Origin of the sequence: Enterococcus sp. AZ119 (genome assembly GCF_050546175.1) — a bacterium.
GTDB lineage: Bacteria > Bacillota > Bacilli > Lactobacillales > Enterococcaceae > Enterococcus > Enterococcus faecalis.
Genome location: NZ_CP172951.1, coordinates 469,398 through 486,884, shown reverse-complemented (window position 1 = coordinate 486,884; position 17,487 = coordinate 469,398). Strand labels below are relative to the sequence as shown.

Genomic DNA, 17,487 nt, shown 5'->3' with positions numbered 1-17,487 from the left:
TTCATTTTTTCAATCAGTGGACAGTTGGCCGTTAAATGCTTTGAGTGTCTAAGAAAACTTCTAGTTCTTTTTTCGCTTCTGCTTGCTTGATTAAATCATAAGGATTTTTTGCTTCATAATCATTCATAAGATATACTAATAAGCCACGAATAGATGTTAAACGGTTTTCTGCTTCATCGAAACAAATAGAATTTTTACCGTCAATTACTTCATCAGTTACTTCTTCCCCACGTGTTGCTGGTAAACAGTGCATGAATTTACAATTGGCACCTGCCCGATCCATCATTTCTTGATTCACTTGATATTTTGGATAGAAAACCTTCATACGTTCTTCTTCAGATAATTCCGCTTCGTACAAGCCATACCAAACATCCGTGTACAAGAAATCAGCGCCTTCAACAGAACTTGCATCATCTGTGACCAAAAAGCTACCGCCTGAAACTTCACAATTTTTTGCTAATTTCGCTTGATGCTCTTCATTTAATTGGAAGCCTTCTGGACCGAAGTGAACAAAATTCATGCCCATTTTTGTTGTGATTAATCCTAAAGAAAAACAAACTTGTGTTGCATCTCCGACAAAGACAACTTTACAATCTTCTAATTTTTTGCCTTCTGGTAAATGCTCAACCATGGTACACAAATCACCTAATTCTTGGGTTGGATGATTGTAATCAGACATACCGTTAATGACTGGGATGGTAGCACAATTAGCTAAATCAACAATACTATGGTGACGTTCCACACGAGCCATCAAAATATCTACTAAACGTGACAATACACGGCTGGTATCTTCAATCGTTTCATGTCCCCCTAATTGAATTTGACCAGGTGCTAAATATTCGCCATGTCCACCTAATTGTTCCATTGCAGTTTCAAAAGATACTCGTGTTCGAGTTGAAGATTGTTGGAAAATCATTCCTAAAGATTTGTTTTTTAACAGTTGCGGATAATACCCATTTTTAATCGCTTCTTTAATTTTTAATGATAAATCGACTAAGTAGTGCATTTCCTCTTTCGTATATGTTTCTGTTGTAACGTAATCTCTTTTCATGATGTGTTCCTCCTAAAAGTTGTTTTTGTTTACACATTGACTTTACCAAGTTTAGCGAAGAGTTTACTATCCACCAAAAGTTAGAAAACGCTTTCTTTTTTGGCGTAATTTTTCATTAAAAAAAGTTTATTTATGGTTATAAACCGTTGGTACACCAGGGGTTTATAAAAGTTTAGGCGGATTTCTCTCTAATTTCTGACCAATCATAGATTTGAAAATGGTATAATTATTTTGAAAAATCATTCACTTAAAATAAAAGATGAAAGGGGTTTCCAATCGTGACATTTGTTTTTATTTATAACATCTTGTTGATTATTTTATATTCGTTTACTTCAACCTTTACCTTAAATCTTTACTTGAAAAATAAACAACCGATTTTTTTATTGCTTCTCTTTTTAATGGTTATTTTTATTTGTGACAATGTGATTGTTTATATGACTGAGTTCATTAATTCGTTTGCAACCGAATATAATCAGACCTTTATGACCGCACCTTTTTTAAAGACCATCATTTTTATTTGTTGTAATTTTGCCTATCTGGCTATTATCAATACTATTAGTGGTCGTCCTTTTAAAAATTATCAATTTGTCTGGTTATTTTTAATTGGTTTATGGATGCTAGCTATTCCATTTTCACAAAATTCCGCCTTAAAAGTTTGGTTGTACTATTTACCCAATCAGCTATTTTTAATTTACCTTGGATGCTATGCGCTCTATCAACTACGAATAGATCCTTTATCAGCCCTTGCGAAAAAATATCTTCGTTTTATTGGTTGGCTAAGCATTGGTTTCGGTGTGGCGATTCTTTTGGAAGATACCTTCGTTATTTTTAACATTGACCAATATTCTGATATTGTCTTTAAAATTAACAACCGAAACGTTTCTGAAGATATTTATACAATCATTCTCTCGATCGCCATTATCTACTTCTGTAATCGTGATTTTCCTCTGTCGGTTCTTGAAAAAGACGCTGCTAAATTGGAAGAAAATCAATCAGATGAACCCGTACTTTTGGCGCCTTTTTGTGATGCCTATCAATTAACGCAGCGAGAACGAGAAGTGCTTTCGTTACTTTTAGAGTGCAAAACAAATCAAGATATAGCCAACGAACTATTCCTATCAATCGGGACAGTAAAAACACATATCCACAATATTTTCGTTAAATTAGAAGTAAACAAAAGAGCAGAAGTTTTTGTCAGTTATCAACTTTTTTCTCAACAACAAACTGAACATTTAGCGAGATAATTAAAAAGGAAGCCTCTCCGTGATCGGTGGCTTCCTTTTTGATTAACTATTTTCTTGTACTTGTCGAACTCGCTTTTCAATTTCTTGAAAGTTAATAATTTTAGCTTGGCGATGAATTTCTTTTCCTTCATAGTATAAGATAATGGTCGGTGCAGAAAAAGCATTTAATTGTCCAATTATTTCTGGACTTTTATCAGCTTCTGCAATGTATGTAGGAAATTCATATTTTGTTGCAATTTTTTCGACAATCGGTTTATCAACTGTACAAACACTACAATTTTTTGCTGTCAAAAAGACGGCTTGTAGACGATTGTCCGTAATTTTTTCTTCTAATTCTTCTAATGTTGTTACATATTCCACTGAATAGCCCTCCTTGTCTTTTGTCTAAAATAACAGATTTACTAGCAAAATAACAACTTATTTGTTTGGCTAGGAATGCTTTAACAAAAAAGTTGAGCGTGGGACAAAAATCACTTTGGATTTTTGCTCCACGCTCAAAAACTGATAAACGGCGGGAACAAAAGCAACTCCTTCGGAAATAAGCCGGAATTCTCCAAAAATTACAGAACAATTTTCGGAAATTCCTTCTTATTTCTCGGAGTTAAACGCTTCTGTCCCGACCTCAACTTTTTACTGATAACCGCTTATTTATTAAAAATTTTAGGCCCTTTGCGCATGTTTTTACGATCATTTTTGGGAGTTTCCATTTTTTTAGAACGGCCACCACCTTGTTTCTTTTTAATTAATTCTAACATTTTTTCTTTTTCATTCATTTAATCCACCGCCTTTGTTAATAACGTGACAGATTCAATGTGGGTCGTTTGTGGGAAATTATCCACTGGTTGGATTTCTTTTGCTTCATAGCCACCTTCTGTTAATAATGCAATGTCGCGAGCGAGTGTGGCTGGATTACAGCTGACATAAACAATTCGTTCAGGTTGCGTTTCAATTAATGTGTTTACTAATTGACCGTCTAACCCTTTCCGTGGTGGATCCACCACCACAACATCTGGTTGCAAGCCATTTTCAACTAATTTTGGCAATAATTCTTCCGCTAAACCAGCCGTGAAAGTGGCATTCTCAATGTTGTTTAATTTAGCATTATTTTCTGCATCTTTGACCGCTTCTTCAATTACTTCAATACCGTAAACTTGCTTTGCGTCTTGGGCTAAAGTTAAGCCAATCGTTCCAATCCCACAATAGGCATCCACCACAATTTCATTGCCTGTTAAAGCCGCATACTCTTTAACTTTTTGATACATCACTTCTGTTTGTTGTGGATTTACTTGATAAAATGAACGCGCGGAAATTTCAAATTTCAAATCAAAAATAGTATCTGTAATTTTTTCAGACCCATGTAATAAGATGATTTCGTCGCCAAAAATGACATTGGTTCGTTTTGGATTTACATTTTGTACAATGCTGACTACTTCCGGAATAGCTTCCAAAATATCTGGCACAATTTTACTAATTGGGAATAATTTCGGTGTTCTCGTAATTAGAACAACCATCATCTCCCCAGTATGGTAGCCACGACGAACGACAATATGGCGTAAGTTCCCTGTATTATCAGATTCGTTATAAGGTTTTACGCTATATTTACGCATAATGTCACGGATTTTAACAATTGCTGCATCAATTTCTGGGTCTTGAATATAAAAATGTTCCATTGGAATTAAATCATGGCTATTTTTCCGGAAAAAACCTGTTTGTAGTTGGTTGTCAATTTTACGCACGGGAATTTGTGCTTTGTTCCGGTAATGCCACGGATCGTTCATCCCAATTGTTGGTAAAACAGGGACTTCTGGCAATTTAGCGACACGTTGCATAACATTTTCGACTTGTTGCGTTTTAAATGATAGTTGGGCGCCGTACGCTAAATGTTGCAACGGACTAATCCCGACTTTTGTAAAGTTTTCATCTTTCACGGGCACACGCTGTTCACTGCTTTTTAGGACAGTCAACACTTTCCCATAACCAAAACTTTTGCCTGTTTTTAAGACTTTGATTTCAAGTTTTTCACCTGGTAAGGCATTTTCAATAAACAATGGATAATGGTCCACTTTTGCCACGCCTAAACCTTCATGCGTCAAGTCAATGATTTCTACTTCAATGACGTCATTTTTCTTTACTGGATAATTTTTCATAAGTCGCTCCTTCTTTTTATACACTTCACTCATTCTAATGAAAATACCTAAGAAAAGCAACAACGAATTTTCATGGCGATTTAGCAATTCCGTTTGAGCTTTTTGGGTAAATAAAAGAATGAGACCCTTTCCCTTAGTCAAAAAATAGCCAATGAAAGATCTTATCAACTAAATCTTTCATTAGCTATTCACGGACTACCTAGTGCTTTTCTTTTTCGGCAATCTTTCCATCGCCATCAATATCTTCGTCTGTTAGTCGTTCAACTTCTTTGACAAATTCTTTGCTAGCTTCGTTATATGCTTCTTCCTCTTCGTCTTCTGATTCTACGACAATCTCATCGCTACCAGTTAAGACAGAACCCATAATTGCATTGGACGGCAGTGCATCACCATTTGCAAAAATTTCAATGTGTTGATGCATATTTTTAAAGGTCATTGGAGCATCGCCTCCATATTCACCATCTAAATTAATCATCATTTTATTGTTCTTTTCTAACGTTTCTGCATGTAAATAGCTGGTCTTTGTATAGATTAGTCGATGATCTTCAACATGCTTTCCACCATTTAACATTAACGCAACTAAATGAAGAATCTCAAAAATATTGGCTGTTTTTACAATGATTAATGAAAACTTACCATCATCTAATTTAGCGTCTGGTACGATTTGCTCGAAGCCACCCACCGAGTTAGTCAGCCCTAGGAAAAACATTGATGCGTTGCCTTCGTACACACCTTCATCATACGTCATGCGCATTTTAATCGGCTTCACTCGCGGCAACATTTCGGCTCCTTTGGCTAAGTACGCTAAGTAACCAAAAATACTTTTCAACTCTGATGGAACTTCATAAGTCAGTTCCGTTAAATGACCACCCGCCGCAATATTGATAAAGTAATTTTTGCCGGCTTGGCCAATATCCATTTTGACAGTTTGATTTTTTTTAATCACTTCTGCTGCCTTAACGATATTATCACGAGGAATCTTCAATGCCCGTGCATAGTCATTCGTCGTTCCAGCAGGAATAATGGCCATTTTAGGGCGCCGCTTCAACGGAGCAATCCCATTCACGACTTCATTAATGGTCCCATCTCCACCTGCTGCTACTAGTAAATCAAATCCTGCACGCGCAGCACGATGTGCTTCATTGCGTGCTGAATTTTCTTCTGGTGTGGTCGCAAATGCACTGGCTTCATAACCACATTCTTCTAAAATAGATAAAATATCGGCTAAGTTCTTTTTGATTAACTCTTTTCCTGACGTTGGATTATAAATCACTCTAGCTTTTTTCATGGTTTGCCTGCTACTTTCTTATCGTTTTGAAAGCTCTTCTTGCAATAACTTGTTAACCACACCTGGGTTTGCTTGTCCACGAGTTGCTTTCATAATTTGTCCAACAAGGAAACCAACTGCACGGTCTTTTCCGTTTTTAAAGTCATCAATTGATTGTTGGTTGTTGTCTAAAACTTCGTTAATCATTGGTAATAATTGCGCTGGATCAGATAACTGAACAAGGCCTTTTGCTTCGACAACTTCTTTAGCGTCTCCACCGTTTTCAATTAACTCTTTGAACACTTTCTTCGCAATTTTCGAGCTGATTGTGCCATCGTTAATCAAAGTAATCATACCCGCTAGATTTTCTGGTGTTAGTTTAGTATCGGCTAATTCAACTTTTTCACTGTTTAAGTAAGCAGAAACTTCGCCCATTAACCAGTTTGATGCTTGTTTCGCATCTGCACCGTTTGCTAAGGTTGCTTCAAAGAAATCTGACATTTCTTTCGTTAAAGTCAAGACCATTGCGTCGTATTCAGGTAAACCTAATTCACTGATATAACGGGCACGACGTGAGGCTGGCATTTCTGGCAAACTAGCGCGAACTTTTTCAATCCATTCATCATCAATTGAAAAACGAGGAACATCTGGCTCTGGGAAGTAACGGTAGTCACTTGAGCCTTCTTTAACACGCATAAGCAACGTTGTACTAGTTGCTTCATCAAAGCGGCGTGTTTCTTGTTGAATTTCGCCACCAGATAATAGGACTTTGGCCTGGCGTTTTTCTTCATAAGCTAAACCTTTTTTTACAAAGTTCATAGAGTTCAAGTTCTTTAATTCCGCTTTAGTACCAAATTCTTCTTGACCATACGGACGTAAAGAAATATTGGCATCACAACGCATAGAACCTTCTTCCATTTTCACATCAGAAACTTCTGTAAATTGGATAATTGAACGCAACGCTTCTAAATAAGCATACGCTTCTTCTGGTGAACGCATGTCTGCTTCAGAAACGATTTCAATTAAAGGCGTGCCTTGACGATTCAAGTCTACATAAGAATAGCCCTCTGTGCCGTGAATATTTTTCCCAGCATCTTCTTCTAAATGCACCCGTTCAATGCGAATTTTTTTCTTTTTGCCTTCGACTTCAATTTCAATCCAACCATCATGTCCGATTGGTTGATCAAATTGAGAAATTTGGTATGCTTTCGGGTTATCTGGGTAAAAATAGTTTTTACGGTCAAAATGAGTTTCTTTTGAAATTTCACAGTTCAACGCAAGAGCTGCTTTCATCCCAAATTCTAAAGCACCTTTATTCATAACCGGTAAAACACCTGGGTAACTCCAGTCAACCACATTTGTGTTGCTGTTTGGTTCTGCTCCGAAATGCGCTGGCGCAGAGGAGAAAATTTTAGAGTTGGTTTTCAATTCTACGTGGACTTCTAATCCAATGACAGTTTCAAAGTTCATTAATCGTTCCCCCCTAAAATGACTGGTTTTTTCGTATGGAAATCTGTCGCTTGTTCAAAAGCATAGGCTGCTTTATACATTGTATGTTCGTCAAAATGTTTTCCAATAATTTGTAAACCAACTGGCAAGCCTTCTGAGAAGCCTGCTGGAATTGACATGCCTGGTAACCCAGCTAAGTTAACAGGAACAGTTAAAATATCATACATATACATCGTGATTGGGTCATTGATATTTTCACCCAAACCAAAAGCAACAGTTGGTGTTGATGGGCCAATGATTAAGTCATAATCCGCAAAGACATTCTCAAAATCTTGTTTGATTAGTGTACGGACTTGACCAGCCTTTTTAAAGTGCGCATCATAATAACCAGCACTTAAAGAGAATGTTCCTAACATAATCCGACGTTTGACTTCAGTACCAAAGCCTTCGGAACGCGAATTAACATAGACGTCTTCTAGATTTTGGACATTTTCGGAACGGTAACCATAACGAATGCCATCAAAGCGTTGTAAGTTTGAACTTGCTTCTGAAGAGGCAATAATATAGTAAGCGGCAATCCCATATTTAGAATGTGGTAAGCTAACTTCTTCCACTGTTGCGCCTAAAGCTTTGAACGTTTCTGCTGCTTTTAATACCGCTTCACGAACATCAGGTTGTACCCCTTCACCTAAGTATTCTTTTGGTAAAGCAATTTTCATGCCTTTGATGTCGCCAGTTAAATCTGCCGTAAAATCAGGAACAGAAACGCCTGCAGAAGTGCCGTCTTTTTCGTCATAACCACTAATTGCATTTAAAGCTAAGGCATTGTCTTTAACATTTCGTGTCAATGGACCAATTTGGTCTAAACTTGAAGCAAAAGCAATCAAACCAAAACGAGATACACGTCCATAAGTTGGTTTTAGGCCCACAATACCGTTGAATGCGGCTGGTTGGCGGATACTACCACCTGTATCGCTCCCTAAAGAAACTGGGACTTGTCCGGCTGCGACAGCAGAAGCTGAACCACCAGAAGAACCACCAGGGACTTTCGTTTGATCCCAAGCATTTTTTGTTTTCTTGAAGTAAGACGTTTCCGTACTTCCGCCCATGGCAAATTCATCCATGTTCAATTTTCCGACTGGAATCATATCCGCTTGATAGACTTTATCCATCACGGTCGCATCATAAATTGGGTCAAAATTGTGTAACATTTTTGAGCCAGCTGTTGTTAAAATATCTTTTGTGACAATGTTGTCTTTAATCCCAATTGGAATCCCAGCTAATGGATTACTTTCAGTGATGCCTTTTAAGTCAATCGCTTTGGCTAATGCCATTGCTTTTTCTTCACTAACTGTGATAAAAGAACCTAGTTGTTCTTCTGTATCTTGAATACGATTTAATGTTTCTTCGGTTAAATCAACTGCTGTGATTTCTTTTGAAACCAATAAATCATGTAACTCTGTTAACGATTTGTCGTATAATTTTTCCATTAGGCTCCTGCCTCCCCGTTATCCATAATTGCAGGCACTTTAATGTAACCATTCTCTGATTCCGGAACATTCCGCATTAATTCTTTACGGTCCATTCCTGGTGTCGCTACGTCTTCACGCATGACATTGATTGATTCATTCACATTTGAAGTAAAAGGAACCCCTGTTGTATCTACTTCTTCTAGTAATTCCACCATATCAATAATTTTATCTAGTTGATTGGTAAAGTCCGCTAATTCTTCTTCGGAGAAAGATAATTTTGATAATTTAGCGACATGTTTGACTTGTTCTTCTGTAATTGCCATAGATACCCTTCTTTCTATCATTTACTGAAATTTTCATTTTCAGATTAATCAATTGGATTGTATTTCTTTAAACAGCTTAGCACAGCTGTTCACTCTGTTCCCATTCTACCATAAAATGGTCGGATATTTTAGATGAAACCTTGAATTTCATTGATAATTTGTCGCTCGCAAAAATGACGGAAACATGTTATTATGAAAATGAAAAGAGAGATATGCAGGAACATACCTCTCTAATAGCCACTACCAGTTATAAGAACTAGCGGCTTACTGAGTTATTGGTTTTATTTCAAACGCTTAACCGTTCAGCTCCTCAAAGCTTATGAACGGTTATTTTTGTTGTCTGAGACAAGCGCGAGGATACTGATGATTGGTTTTACAACAAGTGTTGCAAAACCAATCATCAGTCCCAACGCCGCTTCAACGGACAAAAACATTGCTCCTTTCGTTAAAGTAAGAAGAATTGCGCATAAGCATCAACCTCCTTTCTCAACTCAGAAATTCCTCGTTCATATAACTTTTATGACTAAAATAAGTATACCATCAAATTACTACATAAAATCTGACAACGTTAATTTTTCTTCTTAAAAATGACTTGCATCTAACGCATCGACCATTTCTTGTTCATTCCAAACGGTCACGCCTAAGCTTTCAGCTTTGGTTAATTTACTGCCAGCATCTTCGCCAGCAACCACAATGTCAGTTTTTTTCGAAACACTCCCTGTAACTTTTCCACCAAGATTTTCAATTTTTTCTTTGGCTTCTTCGCGAGTGTACTGCGTTAATTTTCCTGTTAAAACAACTGTTTTGTCTTTGAAAGGTGACTCCACTTCTGCTAATTGTTCTGTCCGGAGACCTTTATATGTCAAGTTCACTTGGGCTTTTTCCAGTTCAGCCATTAATTCATGAACTTCCTCATTTTCAAAATACGTCACAACGCTGTCTGCGATTGTTTCGCCAATTGAATCCAAAGCCACAATTTCTTCCGCAGTTGCACGACTTAAGGTTGGTAAATCACCAAAATGCTCCGCTAAAATTTTCGCCGCTTTCGCACCCACATGGCGAATCCCTAAGCCAAAAATCAAACGTTCGACAGAGTTTTCTTTACTCCCTTGAATGGCAGTATAAATGTTGTTTGCTGATTTTTCTTTGATTTTATCCAAAGTCATTAATTGTTCTTCTGTTAAGAAATACAGATCCGCTACGTCTTTCACTAATCCTTTGTCATACATTTGTGCTAACACTCTTGGCCCCAAGCCATCAATGTTCATTGCATTTCGTGAGACAAAGTGATTCAGCCCTTCTTTAATTTGCGCAGGGCATTTTGGATTAATACAACGTAACGCCACTTCCTCATCTAAATGCACCAACTCACTATGACAAATTGGACAATGTGTCGGCATTTCATAAGGCTGACTATCGGCTGCACGTTTTTCAACTAGGACTTGCGCTACTTCTGGGATAATATCGCCGGCTTTGTAAATAATAACATGATCATTTAAACGGATATCTTTCATTTGAATAAAATCTGCATTATGCAAACTTGCCCGACTAACCGTGGTTCCCGCGACTCGTACAGGAGCCATGACCGCAGTAGGAGTGACCACCCCCGTGCGCCCAATTGTCCATTCAATATCTTCCACTACTGTTTCTGCTTCTTCTGGTGGAAATTTGTAGGCAATCGCCCAGCGAGGTGCTTTGACAGTGAAACCTAATTCATCTTGCAACGCAAATTCGTTCACTTTAATCACAATTCCATCGATTTCGTATGGCAAAGTGCTCCGCTTTTCATGGTATTCTTCAATGTAGGCCCAAACTTCATCGATTGACTGACATAATTGCCGTTCGGGATTGGTTCTAAAACCAATTGCAGAAAGCTCTTCTAATGCCTCAAACTGCGTCTTCGCTTTCATTGGTCCAAAGTCAGCAACTGTGTATAAAAACGTATTTAAGTTCCGTTTTGCCACAATTTTTGTGTCTAATTGGCGCAAGCTTCCCGCCGCTGCATTCCGAGGATTGGCAAAAATATCTTGGCCATTTTCTTCACGTTCTTCATTCAATGCGACAAAGGATTGTTTAGGCATGTAGCACTCGCCACGAACTTCCACTGAAATGGGCTCCGTTAAACGCATTGGCACAGAGCGAACCGTTCGTAAGTTCTCTGTAATGTTTTCACCAACCGTTCCATCGCCTCGTGTTGCTCCGCGTACAAACACCCCGTTTTCATAACGTAATGAAATTGCTAACCCATCAATTTTTAACTCACAACAGTAAGCAACGGGTTTACCAATCGCCTTACGAACACGTTCATCAAAAGCAAAAATGTCTTCCTTACTAAACCCATCATTTAAACTATACATCGGAATGTCATGCGGAGCTTTTTCAAAACCAGATAAAACTTTGCCACCTACACGTTGTGTCGGCGAATCTGGCGTGATTAAATCAGGAAACTCCGTTTCAATATCGACTAACTCTTTATACAAACGATCGTAAACATAATCTTCTACGGATGGTTGATCTTTGACATAATATTCATGGGAATATTGATTGAGTTGTTTTCTTAATTCTTGCGCACGAGTTGTCGCCGCCGTTAATGTTAATGGTTGTTGTTCCATCGTAGAACTCCTCCTCATAAGTGTAATGCTCTTATCGTCTTTTTAACACATTTACACTAAGATAGAAAATAAAAAGAATTTATCTAATGATGATTTCTCATTAAATCGCTGACCTATTTTGCATGTTAAATTTTTTCAATTGGTGCAAATGCCGCTAACAACCGTTTTATGCCTTTTTCAGGGAAAGCAATGTCCAACTCTAGGTCTTTGGCCGAACCGCCTACACGAACGACTGTACCAACGCCCCATGCTTTATGTTGGACCTTATCACCTGCTTGCCAAGAAACTTTTTCGCCACCACTTGCCACTTTGTTGCTAACTGATTTTGTAGCTGGCTGTGTATAAGCTGGTTTACTTGCGTTGGGCTTGAATACTTTAGGATCAAAGGTGCGCGCTGGAGCTTTCTGTAAATTGGCCGCCGCCCCTTGTTTCATTAAACGCTCCGCCTCAATTTCTTCTAAAAAGCGACTTGGTCGATTATATTGCGTGCGACCATATAATGTTCTCGAATAAGCATTCGTTAAGAACAGGGCTTCTTCCGCTCGTGTGATACCAACATAAGCCAAGCGCCGTTCTTCTTCCAGTTCACTTTCTTCTAGCATGGCACGTGATAATGGGAAAACCCCTTCTTCTAAGCCCATTAAAAAGACCACTGGAAATTCCAGCCCTTTGGCCGCATGCAACGTCATTAAGGTTACTTGTGAAGAGCTCTCTTCTAAATTATCTAGATCAGAAACCAAGGCTAAATCTGTTAAAAAATCCGCCAATTTTGTTTCTTCGCCATTTGGATCGTCGTTATTTTGCGCTTCAAAACGTTTATCAAATTCTTGTGTCACAGATAAAAATTCGTCCAAGTTTTCTAAGCGAGCTTGAGACTCTAAATTATTTTGCGCCATCAAAGCTTCCCGATAACCACTACGTTGTAAAGTTTCTTTCACCAATTCTGTAATCGTTAAATAGGGCACTGTTTTCGTTAAGTCTTGAATCATCATGCCAAAATTACCAAGCTCTTTACCCGCTTTTCCTGAAATATTTGCCAAATCAACATTTTGGGCAGCTTCCAGCAAAGCCCAACCATGCGTATCCGCAAATAGCCGTAATTTTTCAATTGAACTTTTACCGATTCCTCGTTTTGGTTCATTGACAATTCGTTCAAAACTAATCGAATCATCTGGATTGGCAATCAAACTTAAATAAGCCAAAATATCTTTAATTTCTTTACGGTCGTAGAATTTATGTCCGCCCACCATGGTATACGGAATATTAGATTTCAAGAGCATTTCTTCCACTACACGGGATTGAGCATTGGTCCGATATAATACCGCAAAATCACCATAAATTCGGTCATTTTCCCGCATTTCTTTTTGGATTTGGCTCACAATAAATTGTGTTTCATCCCGTTCTGTGTCCCCACGATAATAGACAATTTTTTCACCGTCTATATTTTCTGTCCACAGTTCTTTCTCGCGGCGGTTACGGTTATTTTTGATGACATCATTCGCAGCCGCCAAAATGTTTTTGGTGGATCGATAATTTTGTTCTAGCAAAATTACACTGGCATCTGGATAATCTTTTTCAAAATCCAAGATATTTTGCATATCCGCCCCGCGCCAACCATAGATACTTTGGTCGGCATCACCTACGACACACAGATTTTTGAAACGTGCAGCCAATAAATTGACTAAGGTATATTGTGCATGATTGGTATCTTGGTATTCATCCACATGAATATAGTGAAATTTATTTTGGTAGAAAGCCAACGTATCTGGTTGTTCATTGAATAAACGAATCGTATTCATAATCAAATCATCAAAATCCATACATTGGTTTTTGCGTAATTCTTTTTGATAGGCTTCATAGCATTTTGCGACAATTTCTTCATATAAGGAACCTTGCATTTCAGCAACTTTTTCAGGCGTTTGTAATTCATTTTTGGCATTGCTAATCGTACCTAAAATTGAGCGAGGATCATATTTTTTTGAATCAATATTTAAGTCATTTAAGATGCGTTTCATTAATGTTTTTTGTTCCGATGGGTCAATAATTGTAAAATTACGGTTGTAACCAATCTGATCCACATCACGACGTAAAATTCTTACACACATGGAGTGAAAAGTGGAGACCCATACATCTTCGCCACCCGTTTCCAGTAATTTATTTACACGCTCTTTCATTTCTTTAGCAGCTTTATTGGTAAACGTAATCGCCAAAATATTCCATGGATTTACTTCTTTTTCCTCAATTAGATAGGCAATTCGGTGTGTTAAAACCCGCGTTTTTCCACTACCAGCACCAGCCATGACTAACAGTGGTCCTTCTGTATGCAAAACGGCTTCTTCTTGTCGAGGATTCATTCCCTGAACCAAGGCATGTTTTTGTGTCATATTAAACGTCCTCTCTCTTTTTTCAATCTTATACAGTATACCAAAAATCCCTTTGAAGTTCTTTAGAAAAGAACAAAAAATCTTTTTCTTTTTATATGAAATTTTCTTGTAAATCAAGTCAAATCGCAGTACATTAGTAAGTAGTGATGGAGGCTAAAAATGAAATGAATAATGATGTACATGAAATTAAACAATTAGATGGTACCCGAATCGGCTTTATCCTTAAAGGCATCGTCGTCGGAATCCTGGTCGGCTTTGTTGTCAGCTTATTTCGCTTAGGCATTGAAAAAATTGGCGAACAAGTCGTTCATCTGTATCAAACGTTTCACGAAAAACCCTTTTGGATGATTCCTTGGTTCTTATTTTCTCTCGTGCTTGCTTATTTATTAGGACGACTGATTAAGAGCGAACCAGCAATTAAAGGCAGTGGCATTCCCCAAGTGGAAGGACAACTTCAAGGTCAATTAGAAATTCATTGGTTTCCAGTGCTTTGGAAAAAATTTATCGGTGGGATCTTAGCGATTAGTCCTGGGCTATTTTTGGGACGTGAAGGTCCTTCAATTCAACTAGGTGCAGTGGTTGGACAAGGCTATAGTCAATGGCGGCAAAGCACCAAGTCTGAAGAAAAAATTTTAATCAGTAGTGGTGCCAGTGCTGGTTTAGCCGCCGCTTTTAATGCACCAATCGCAGGACTTTTATTTGTTCTAGAAGAGGTTCACCATTCCTTTTCACCTTTAGTTTGGTTAACCTCTTTTTCTGCGGCCATTTCCGCTAACTTTGTTTCTTTGCATTTCTTCGGATTGCAACCAGTTCTTTATATTGGTCCGGTTAAATCTTTGCCTTTAGAGTACTATTGGACATTAGTCCTGCTGGGCGTTTTGCTAGGATTATTAGGTTGGATATATCAAAAAACATTGTTGTCCTTACCAAAAGTATATGGAAAAATCAAAGGCCTTTCTTCTAATTATTATGGTTTTATTCCTTTTATTTTGATTTTACCGATTGGTTATTTCTTTCCACATTTACTTGGCGGTGGGAATCAAATTGTTTTAGCTTTAGGCAATCAACCGGCCACGATTTGGGCTTTAGTCGGCTTATTGGTTTTACGTTTTGTTTTTTCAATGGTTTCTTACGGTTCGAATCTCCCTGGTGGTATTTTCTTGCCTATTCTAACTTTAGGTGCCATTATCGGAACATTGTATGGCAGTCTACTTGTCCAATACGTAGGGATGGATCCAATTTTTGTGAAAAACTTTTTAATTTTTGCCATGGCTGGTTATTTTACTGCGATTGGTAAAGCACCGTTAACAGCAATTATTTTAGTAACAGAAATGGTCGGCAATTTTTCTCATTTAATGTCTTTAGGGGTTGTCGCTTTAGTTAGTTATATTACCATCGATAGTCTTGGCGGCAAGCCAATTTATGAAAGCTTATTAGAACGTTTGGTTCCTTCTAAAGTAAGTAATATTCGTGGCCACAAAACGATTATTGAATTCCCTATCACTGCAGAAAGTTCCTTAGATGATACGATGGTACGTGATTTTGTCTGGCCTAAACAAATGTTGCTCACTTCCATTCGCCGTGGCGAATCGGAAATTTTAACACATGGTGATACTGTTATGCATGTTGGCGATGTGCTCATTATTTTGACCGATGAAAAACTCGCTTACCAAGTCAAAAAAGAGATTTATCAAAAAACTTTACCGAATGATTTAGTGAATTAAAGAAAGCCGCTGAACCTGAGTTCAGCAGCTTTCTTTTTTTCTTATGACTGTTTTTTAATTTTTTTGAATGTTTTTGACCGTTTTAGATTGATTAGCGTTTTCATTTGTGCTATTATATCCATGAAATGAGGGATGAAAATGCTTACGGAAGAACGACATCAAAAAATTTTACAATTGTTAGATCAAAAATCAGTCGTCAAATCGCAAGAACTTGCTAGCTTGTTCAATGCTTCAGAATCCACAATCCGCCGCGATTTACAAGAATTAGAAGACGCCAATTTGTTAGAACGCATTCACGGCGGCGCTAAGCGTATTCTTAATTTAGGCTTTGAACAAAACATGACGGAAAAATCAATCAAAAACACGCACGAAAAGCAAAAGATTGCTTCTTTAGCCGCTAGTTGTGTACAAGATGGCGATATGATCTATTTAGATGCTGGTTCAACCACGTTAGAAATGATCCCTTTTTTAGTTGGGAAACAAATCCATGTAGTGACGAATTCCGTGCATCACGCTGCAAAACTTAGCGATATGGAAATTCCCACTATTATGCTTGGTGGTACTTTGAAGCTCTCCACTAAAGCAATCATTGGTGCCACTAGTATGGAACAGCTACAACATTTTCGTTTTAACAAAGCTTTTTTAGGAACTAACGGCGCACATTTAGAGTTTGGTTTAACGACGCCTGATCCCGAAGAAGCAGCGCTAAAAGCCTTGGCTATTCATCAAGCAGAAACAGCCTATGTTTTACTGGATCATACAAAATTTAATGAAGTAACGTTTACCAAAGTGGAAGAATTAGAGTCAGTTACTTTACTAACTGACTACTGCCCTGCTGAATCGCTTCAAGGATTCCAGCAAAAAACTATTTTAATGGAGGCAAACAAATGATTTACACAGTGACTTTAAACCCTTCTATCGACTTTATCGTTCATGTCGATCATCTACAAATTGGTGATTTAAATCGGATGACGAATGATTTTAAATTACCTGGCGGCAAAGGAATCAACGTTTCACGTATTTTAAAACGTATGGAGACAGAATCCACTGCCTTAGGTTTTTTAGGTGGTTTTACAGGCTCATTCATTGCCGATTGGTTGAAAAAAGAAGAAATCCAAACGAATTTCACTCCCGTGTCTGCTGATACACGAATCAACATTAAATTGAAATCAGATACTGAAACAGAAATTAACGGCTTAGGACCTGCTCTAACAAACGAAGAAATTCAAGAACTAAAACAAGCAGTTAGTCGTGTTCAGGCTGGTGATATTGTTGTTCTTTCAGGAAGTACACCTGCTTCTCTACGCAAAGGATTTTACGAAGAATTAATCCAAATTGTGAAGGAAAAAGGCGCAGAATTTGTTATTGATACGACAGGTGAAGATTTAATGAACGCTTTGTCACAAAAGCCTTTATTGGTCAAGCCAAATAATCATGAGTTGGCAGAATTATATCATACAACCTTTACAAGTGTTGAAGATATTTTACCTTATGGACATCGGTTACTAGAAGAAGGAGCGCAACACGTAATTATCTCAATGGCTGGTGATGGTGCATTACTTTTCACAACAGAAGGTGTTTATCGTTCCAACGTTTTAGAACGTCCACTGAAAAATTCTGTCGGCGCTGGCGACTCAATGATTGCTGGTTTTATTGGCAACTTTTCAAAAACACAAGATCCTTTAGAGGCTTTCAAATGGGGTGTCGCTTGCGGTAGCGCGACCGCATTTTCTGATGATTTAGCCTCAGAAGATTTTATCCAAGAACTTATTCACGAAGTAACAATTGAAAAAATTTCAGAATAAATCCACTAA

Annotated in this window: 16 protein-coding genes; 5 read left to right on the top strand and 11 right to left on the bottom strand. The window is 37.8% G+C overall.

What is annotated here, in order from left to right:
• Nucleotides 1-31 precede the first annotated feature (31 nt).
• A complete protein-coding gene (ptcA, locus tag IGL37_RS02395) occupies nt 32-1,051 on the bottom strand; it encodes a putrescine carbamoyltransferase (protein WP_002355587.1) in 1,020 nt (339 codons plus the stop codon).
• A 398-nt stretch (nt 1,052-1,449) separates the two neighbouring features.
• On the opposite strand from ptcA, the gene IGL37_RS02390 reads away from it, so the two are divergent.
• Nucleotides 1,450-2,295 carry a helix-turn-helix domain-containing protein gene (locus IGL37_RS02390; protein WP_002392183.1) on the top strand — a complete coding sequence of 282 codons (846 nt, stop codon included), beginning with the start codon at nt 1,450-1,452 and terminating at the stop codon, nt 2,293-2,295.
• Between the two features lie 42 nt (nt 2,296-2,337).
• On the opposite strand, the gene IGL37_RS02385 is transcribed toward IGL37_RS02390, so the two are convergent.
• From IGL37_RS02385 to IGL37_RS02350, 8 genes are all read right to left on the bottom strand, one after another.
• On the bottom strand, nt 2,338-2,655 hold the full coding sequence (locus IGL37_RS02385; RefSeq protein WP_002355583.1) for a thioredoxin family protein: 318 nt from the start codon (nt 2,653-2,655) through the stop codon (nt 2,338-2,340).
• 284 nt (nt 2,656-2,939) lie between these two features.
• Complete coding sequence (locus IGL37_RS02380) at nt 2,940-3,068, bottom strand: hypothetical protein (RefSeq protein ID WP_002355577.1); 129 nt, start codon at nt 3,066-3,068, stop codon at nt 2,940-2,942.
• On the bottom strand, nt 3,069-4,442 hold the full coding sequence (gene rlmD, locus IGL37_RS02375; protein ID WP_033785856.1) for a 23S rRNA (uracil(1939)-C(5))-methyltransferase RlmD: 1,374 nt from the start codon (nt 4,440-4,442) through the stop codon (nt 3,069-3,071). It abuts the gene before it with no gap.
• 199 nt (nt 4,443-4,641) lie between these two features.
• A complete protein-coding gene (locus tag IGL37_RS02370) occupies nt 4,642-5,730 on the bottom strand; it encodes a diacylglycerol kinase (protein ID WP_002355572.1) in 1,089 nt (362 codons plus the stop codon).
• A gap of 18 nt (nt 5,731-5,748) precedes the next feature.
• On the bottom strand, nt 5,749-7,179 hold the full coding sequence (gene gatB, locus IGL37_RS02365; protein WP_033918178.1) for an Asp-tRNA(Asn)/Glu-tRNA(Gln) amidotransferase subunit GatB: 1,431 nt from the start codon (nt 7,177-7,179) through the stop codon (nt 5,749-5,751).
• Nucleotides 7,179-8,648, bottom strand: coding sequence for an Asp-tRNA(Asn)/Glu-tRNA(Gln) amidotransferase subunit GatA (gatA, locus tag IGL37_RS02360; RefSeq protein WP_002361259.1), 1,470 nt, complete (start codon nt 8,646-8,648; stop codon nt 7,179-7,181). Before gatA ends, gatB begins: the two co-directional genes overlap by 1 nt.
• Nucleotides 8,648-8,953, bottom strand: a complete 306-nt coding sequence (gatC, locus tag IGL37_RS02355) for an Asp-tRNA(Asn)/Glu-tRNA(Gln) amidotransferase subunit GatC (RefSeq protein ID WP_002355569.1) — start codon at nt 8,951-8,953, stop codon at nt 8,648-8,650. Before gatC ends, gatA begins: the two co-directional genes overlap by 1 nt.
• 317 nt (nt 8,954-9,270) lie before the next feature.
• Nucleotides 9,271-9,357 carry a putative holin-like toxin gene (locus IGL37_RS02350; RefSeq protein ID WP_425531680.1) on the bottom strand — a complete coding sequence of 29 codons (87 nt, stop codon included), beginning with the start codon at nt 9,355-9,357 and terminating at the stop codon, nt 9,271-9,273.
• Here IGL37_RS02350 and IGL37_RS02345 point away from each other — a divergent pair.
• Nucleotides 9,317-9,538, top strand: coding sequence for a hypothetical protein (locus IGL37_RS02345; RefSeq protein ID WP_025189817.1), 222 nt, complete (start codon nt 9,317-9,319; stop codon nt 9,536-9,538). The two genes, IGL37_RS02350 and IGL37_RS02345, sit on opposite strands and share 41 nt — an antisense overlap.
• On the opposite strand, the gene ligA is transcribed toward IGL37_RS02345, so the two are convergent.
• On the bottom strand, nt 9,535-11,565 hold the full coding sequence (gene ligA / locus IGL37_RS02340; protein ID WP_002358699.1) for an NAD-dependent DNA ligase LigA: 2,031 nt from the start codon (nt 11,563-11,565) through the stop codon (nt 9,535-9,537). The genes IGL37_RS02345 and ligA overlap by 4 nt on opposite strands.
• A 125-nt stretch (nt 11,566-11,690) precedes the next feature.
• Nucleotides 11,691-13,949 (bottom strand): DNA helicase PcrA, encoded by a 2,259-nt coding sequence (pcrA, locus tag IGL37_RS02335; RefSeq protein ID WP_002373397.1) that lies wholly within the window; start codon nt 13,947-13,949, stop codon nt 11,691-11,693.
• A 164-nt stretch (nt 13,950-14,113) separates the two neighbouring features.
• Between pcrA and IGL37_RS02330 the strand changes: the two genes are divergently transcribed.
• The 3 genes from IGL37_RS02330 to pfkB all read left to right on the top strand — a co-directional run bounded on the left by IGL37_RS02330 (nt 14,114) and on the right by pfkB (nt 17,478).
• A complete protein-coding gene (locus IGL37_RS02330; RefSeq protein WP_002366177.1) occupies nt 14,114-15,673 on the top strand; it encodes a ClC family H(+)/Cl(-) exchange transporter in 1,560 nt (519 codons plus the stop codon).
• Between the two features lie 138 nt (nt 15,674-15,811).
• Nucleotides 15,812-16,564, top strand: a complete 753-nt coding sequence (locus IGL37_RS02325; protein WP_002381250.1) for a DeoR/GlpR family DNA-binding transcription regulator — start codon at nt 15,812-15,814, stop codon at nt 16,562-16,564.
• Nucleotides 16,561-17,478, top strand: coding sequence for a 1-phosphofructokinase (gene pfkB, locus IGL37_RS02320; protein ID WP_002355559.1), 918 nt, complete (start codon nt 16,561-16,563; stop codon nt 17,476-17,478). The genes IGL37_RS02325 and pfkB overlap by 4 nt, the downstream gene beginning before the upstream one ends.
• Nucleotides 17,479-17,487 lie beyond the last annotated feature (9 nt).

Excerpts from the sequence above, each read along its gene's own strand:
- pcrA (WP_002373397.1), bottom strand. The coding sequence starts at position 13,949 with ATGACACAAAAACATGCCTTGGTTCAGGGAATGAATCCTCGACAAGAA.
- gatA (WP_002361259.1), bottom strand. The coding sequence starts at position 8,648 with ATGGAAAAATTATACGACAAATCGTTAACAGAGTTACATGATTTATTG.
- ptcA (WP_002355587.1), bottom strand. The coding sequence starts at position 1,051 with ATGAAAAGAGATTACGTTACAACAGAAACATATACGAAAGAGGAAATG.
- IGL37_RS02330 (WP_002366177.1), top strand. The coding sequence starts at position 14,114 with ATGAATAATGATGTACATGAAATTAAACAATTAGATGGTACCCGAATC.
- pfkB (WP_002355559.1), top strand. The coding sequence starts at position 16,561 with ATGATTTACACAGTGACTTTAAACCCTTCTATCGACTTTATCGTTCAT.
- IGL37_RS02345 (WP_025189817.1), top strand. The coding sequence starts at position 9,317 with ATGATTGGTTTTACAACAAGTGTTGCAAAACCAATCATCAGTCCCAAC.
- IGL37_RS02325 (WP_002381250.1), top strand. The coding sequence starts at position 15,812 with ATGCTTACGGAAGAACGACATCAAAAAATTTTACAATTGTTAGATCAA.
- ligA (WP_002358699.1), bottom strand. The coding sequence starts at position 11,565 with ATGGAACAACAACCATTAACATTAACGGCGGCGACAACTCGTGCGCAA.
- IGL37_RS02390 (WP_002392183.1), top strand. The coding sequence starts at position 1,450 with ATGGTTATTTTTATTTGTGACAATGTGATTGTTTATATGACTGAGTTC.
- rlmD (WP_033785856.1), bottom strand. The coding sequence starts at position 4,442 with ATGAAAAATTATCCAGTAAAGAAAAATGACGTCATTGAAGTAGAAATC.
- gatC (WP_002355569.1), bottom strand. The coding sequence starts at position 8,953 with ATGGCAATTACAGAAGAACAAGTCAAACATGTCGCTAAATTATCAAAA.
- IGL37_RS02370 (WP_002355572.1), bottom strand. The coding sequence starts at position 5,730 with ATGAAAAAAGCTAGAGTGATTTATAATCCAACGTCAGGAAAAGAGTTA.
- IGL37_RS02380 (WP_002355577.1), bottom strand. The coding sequence starts at position 3,068 with ATGAATGAAAAAGAAAAAATGTTAGAATTAATTAAAAAGAAACAAGGT.
- gatB (WP_033918178.1), bottom strand. The coding sequence starts at position 7,179 with ATGAACTTTGAAACTGTCATTGGATTAGAAGTCCACGTAGAATTGAAA.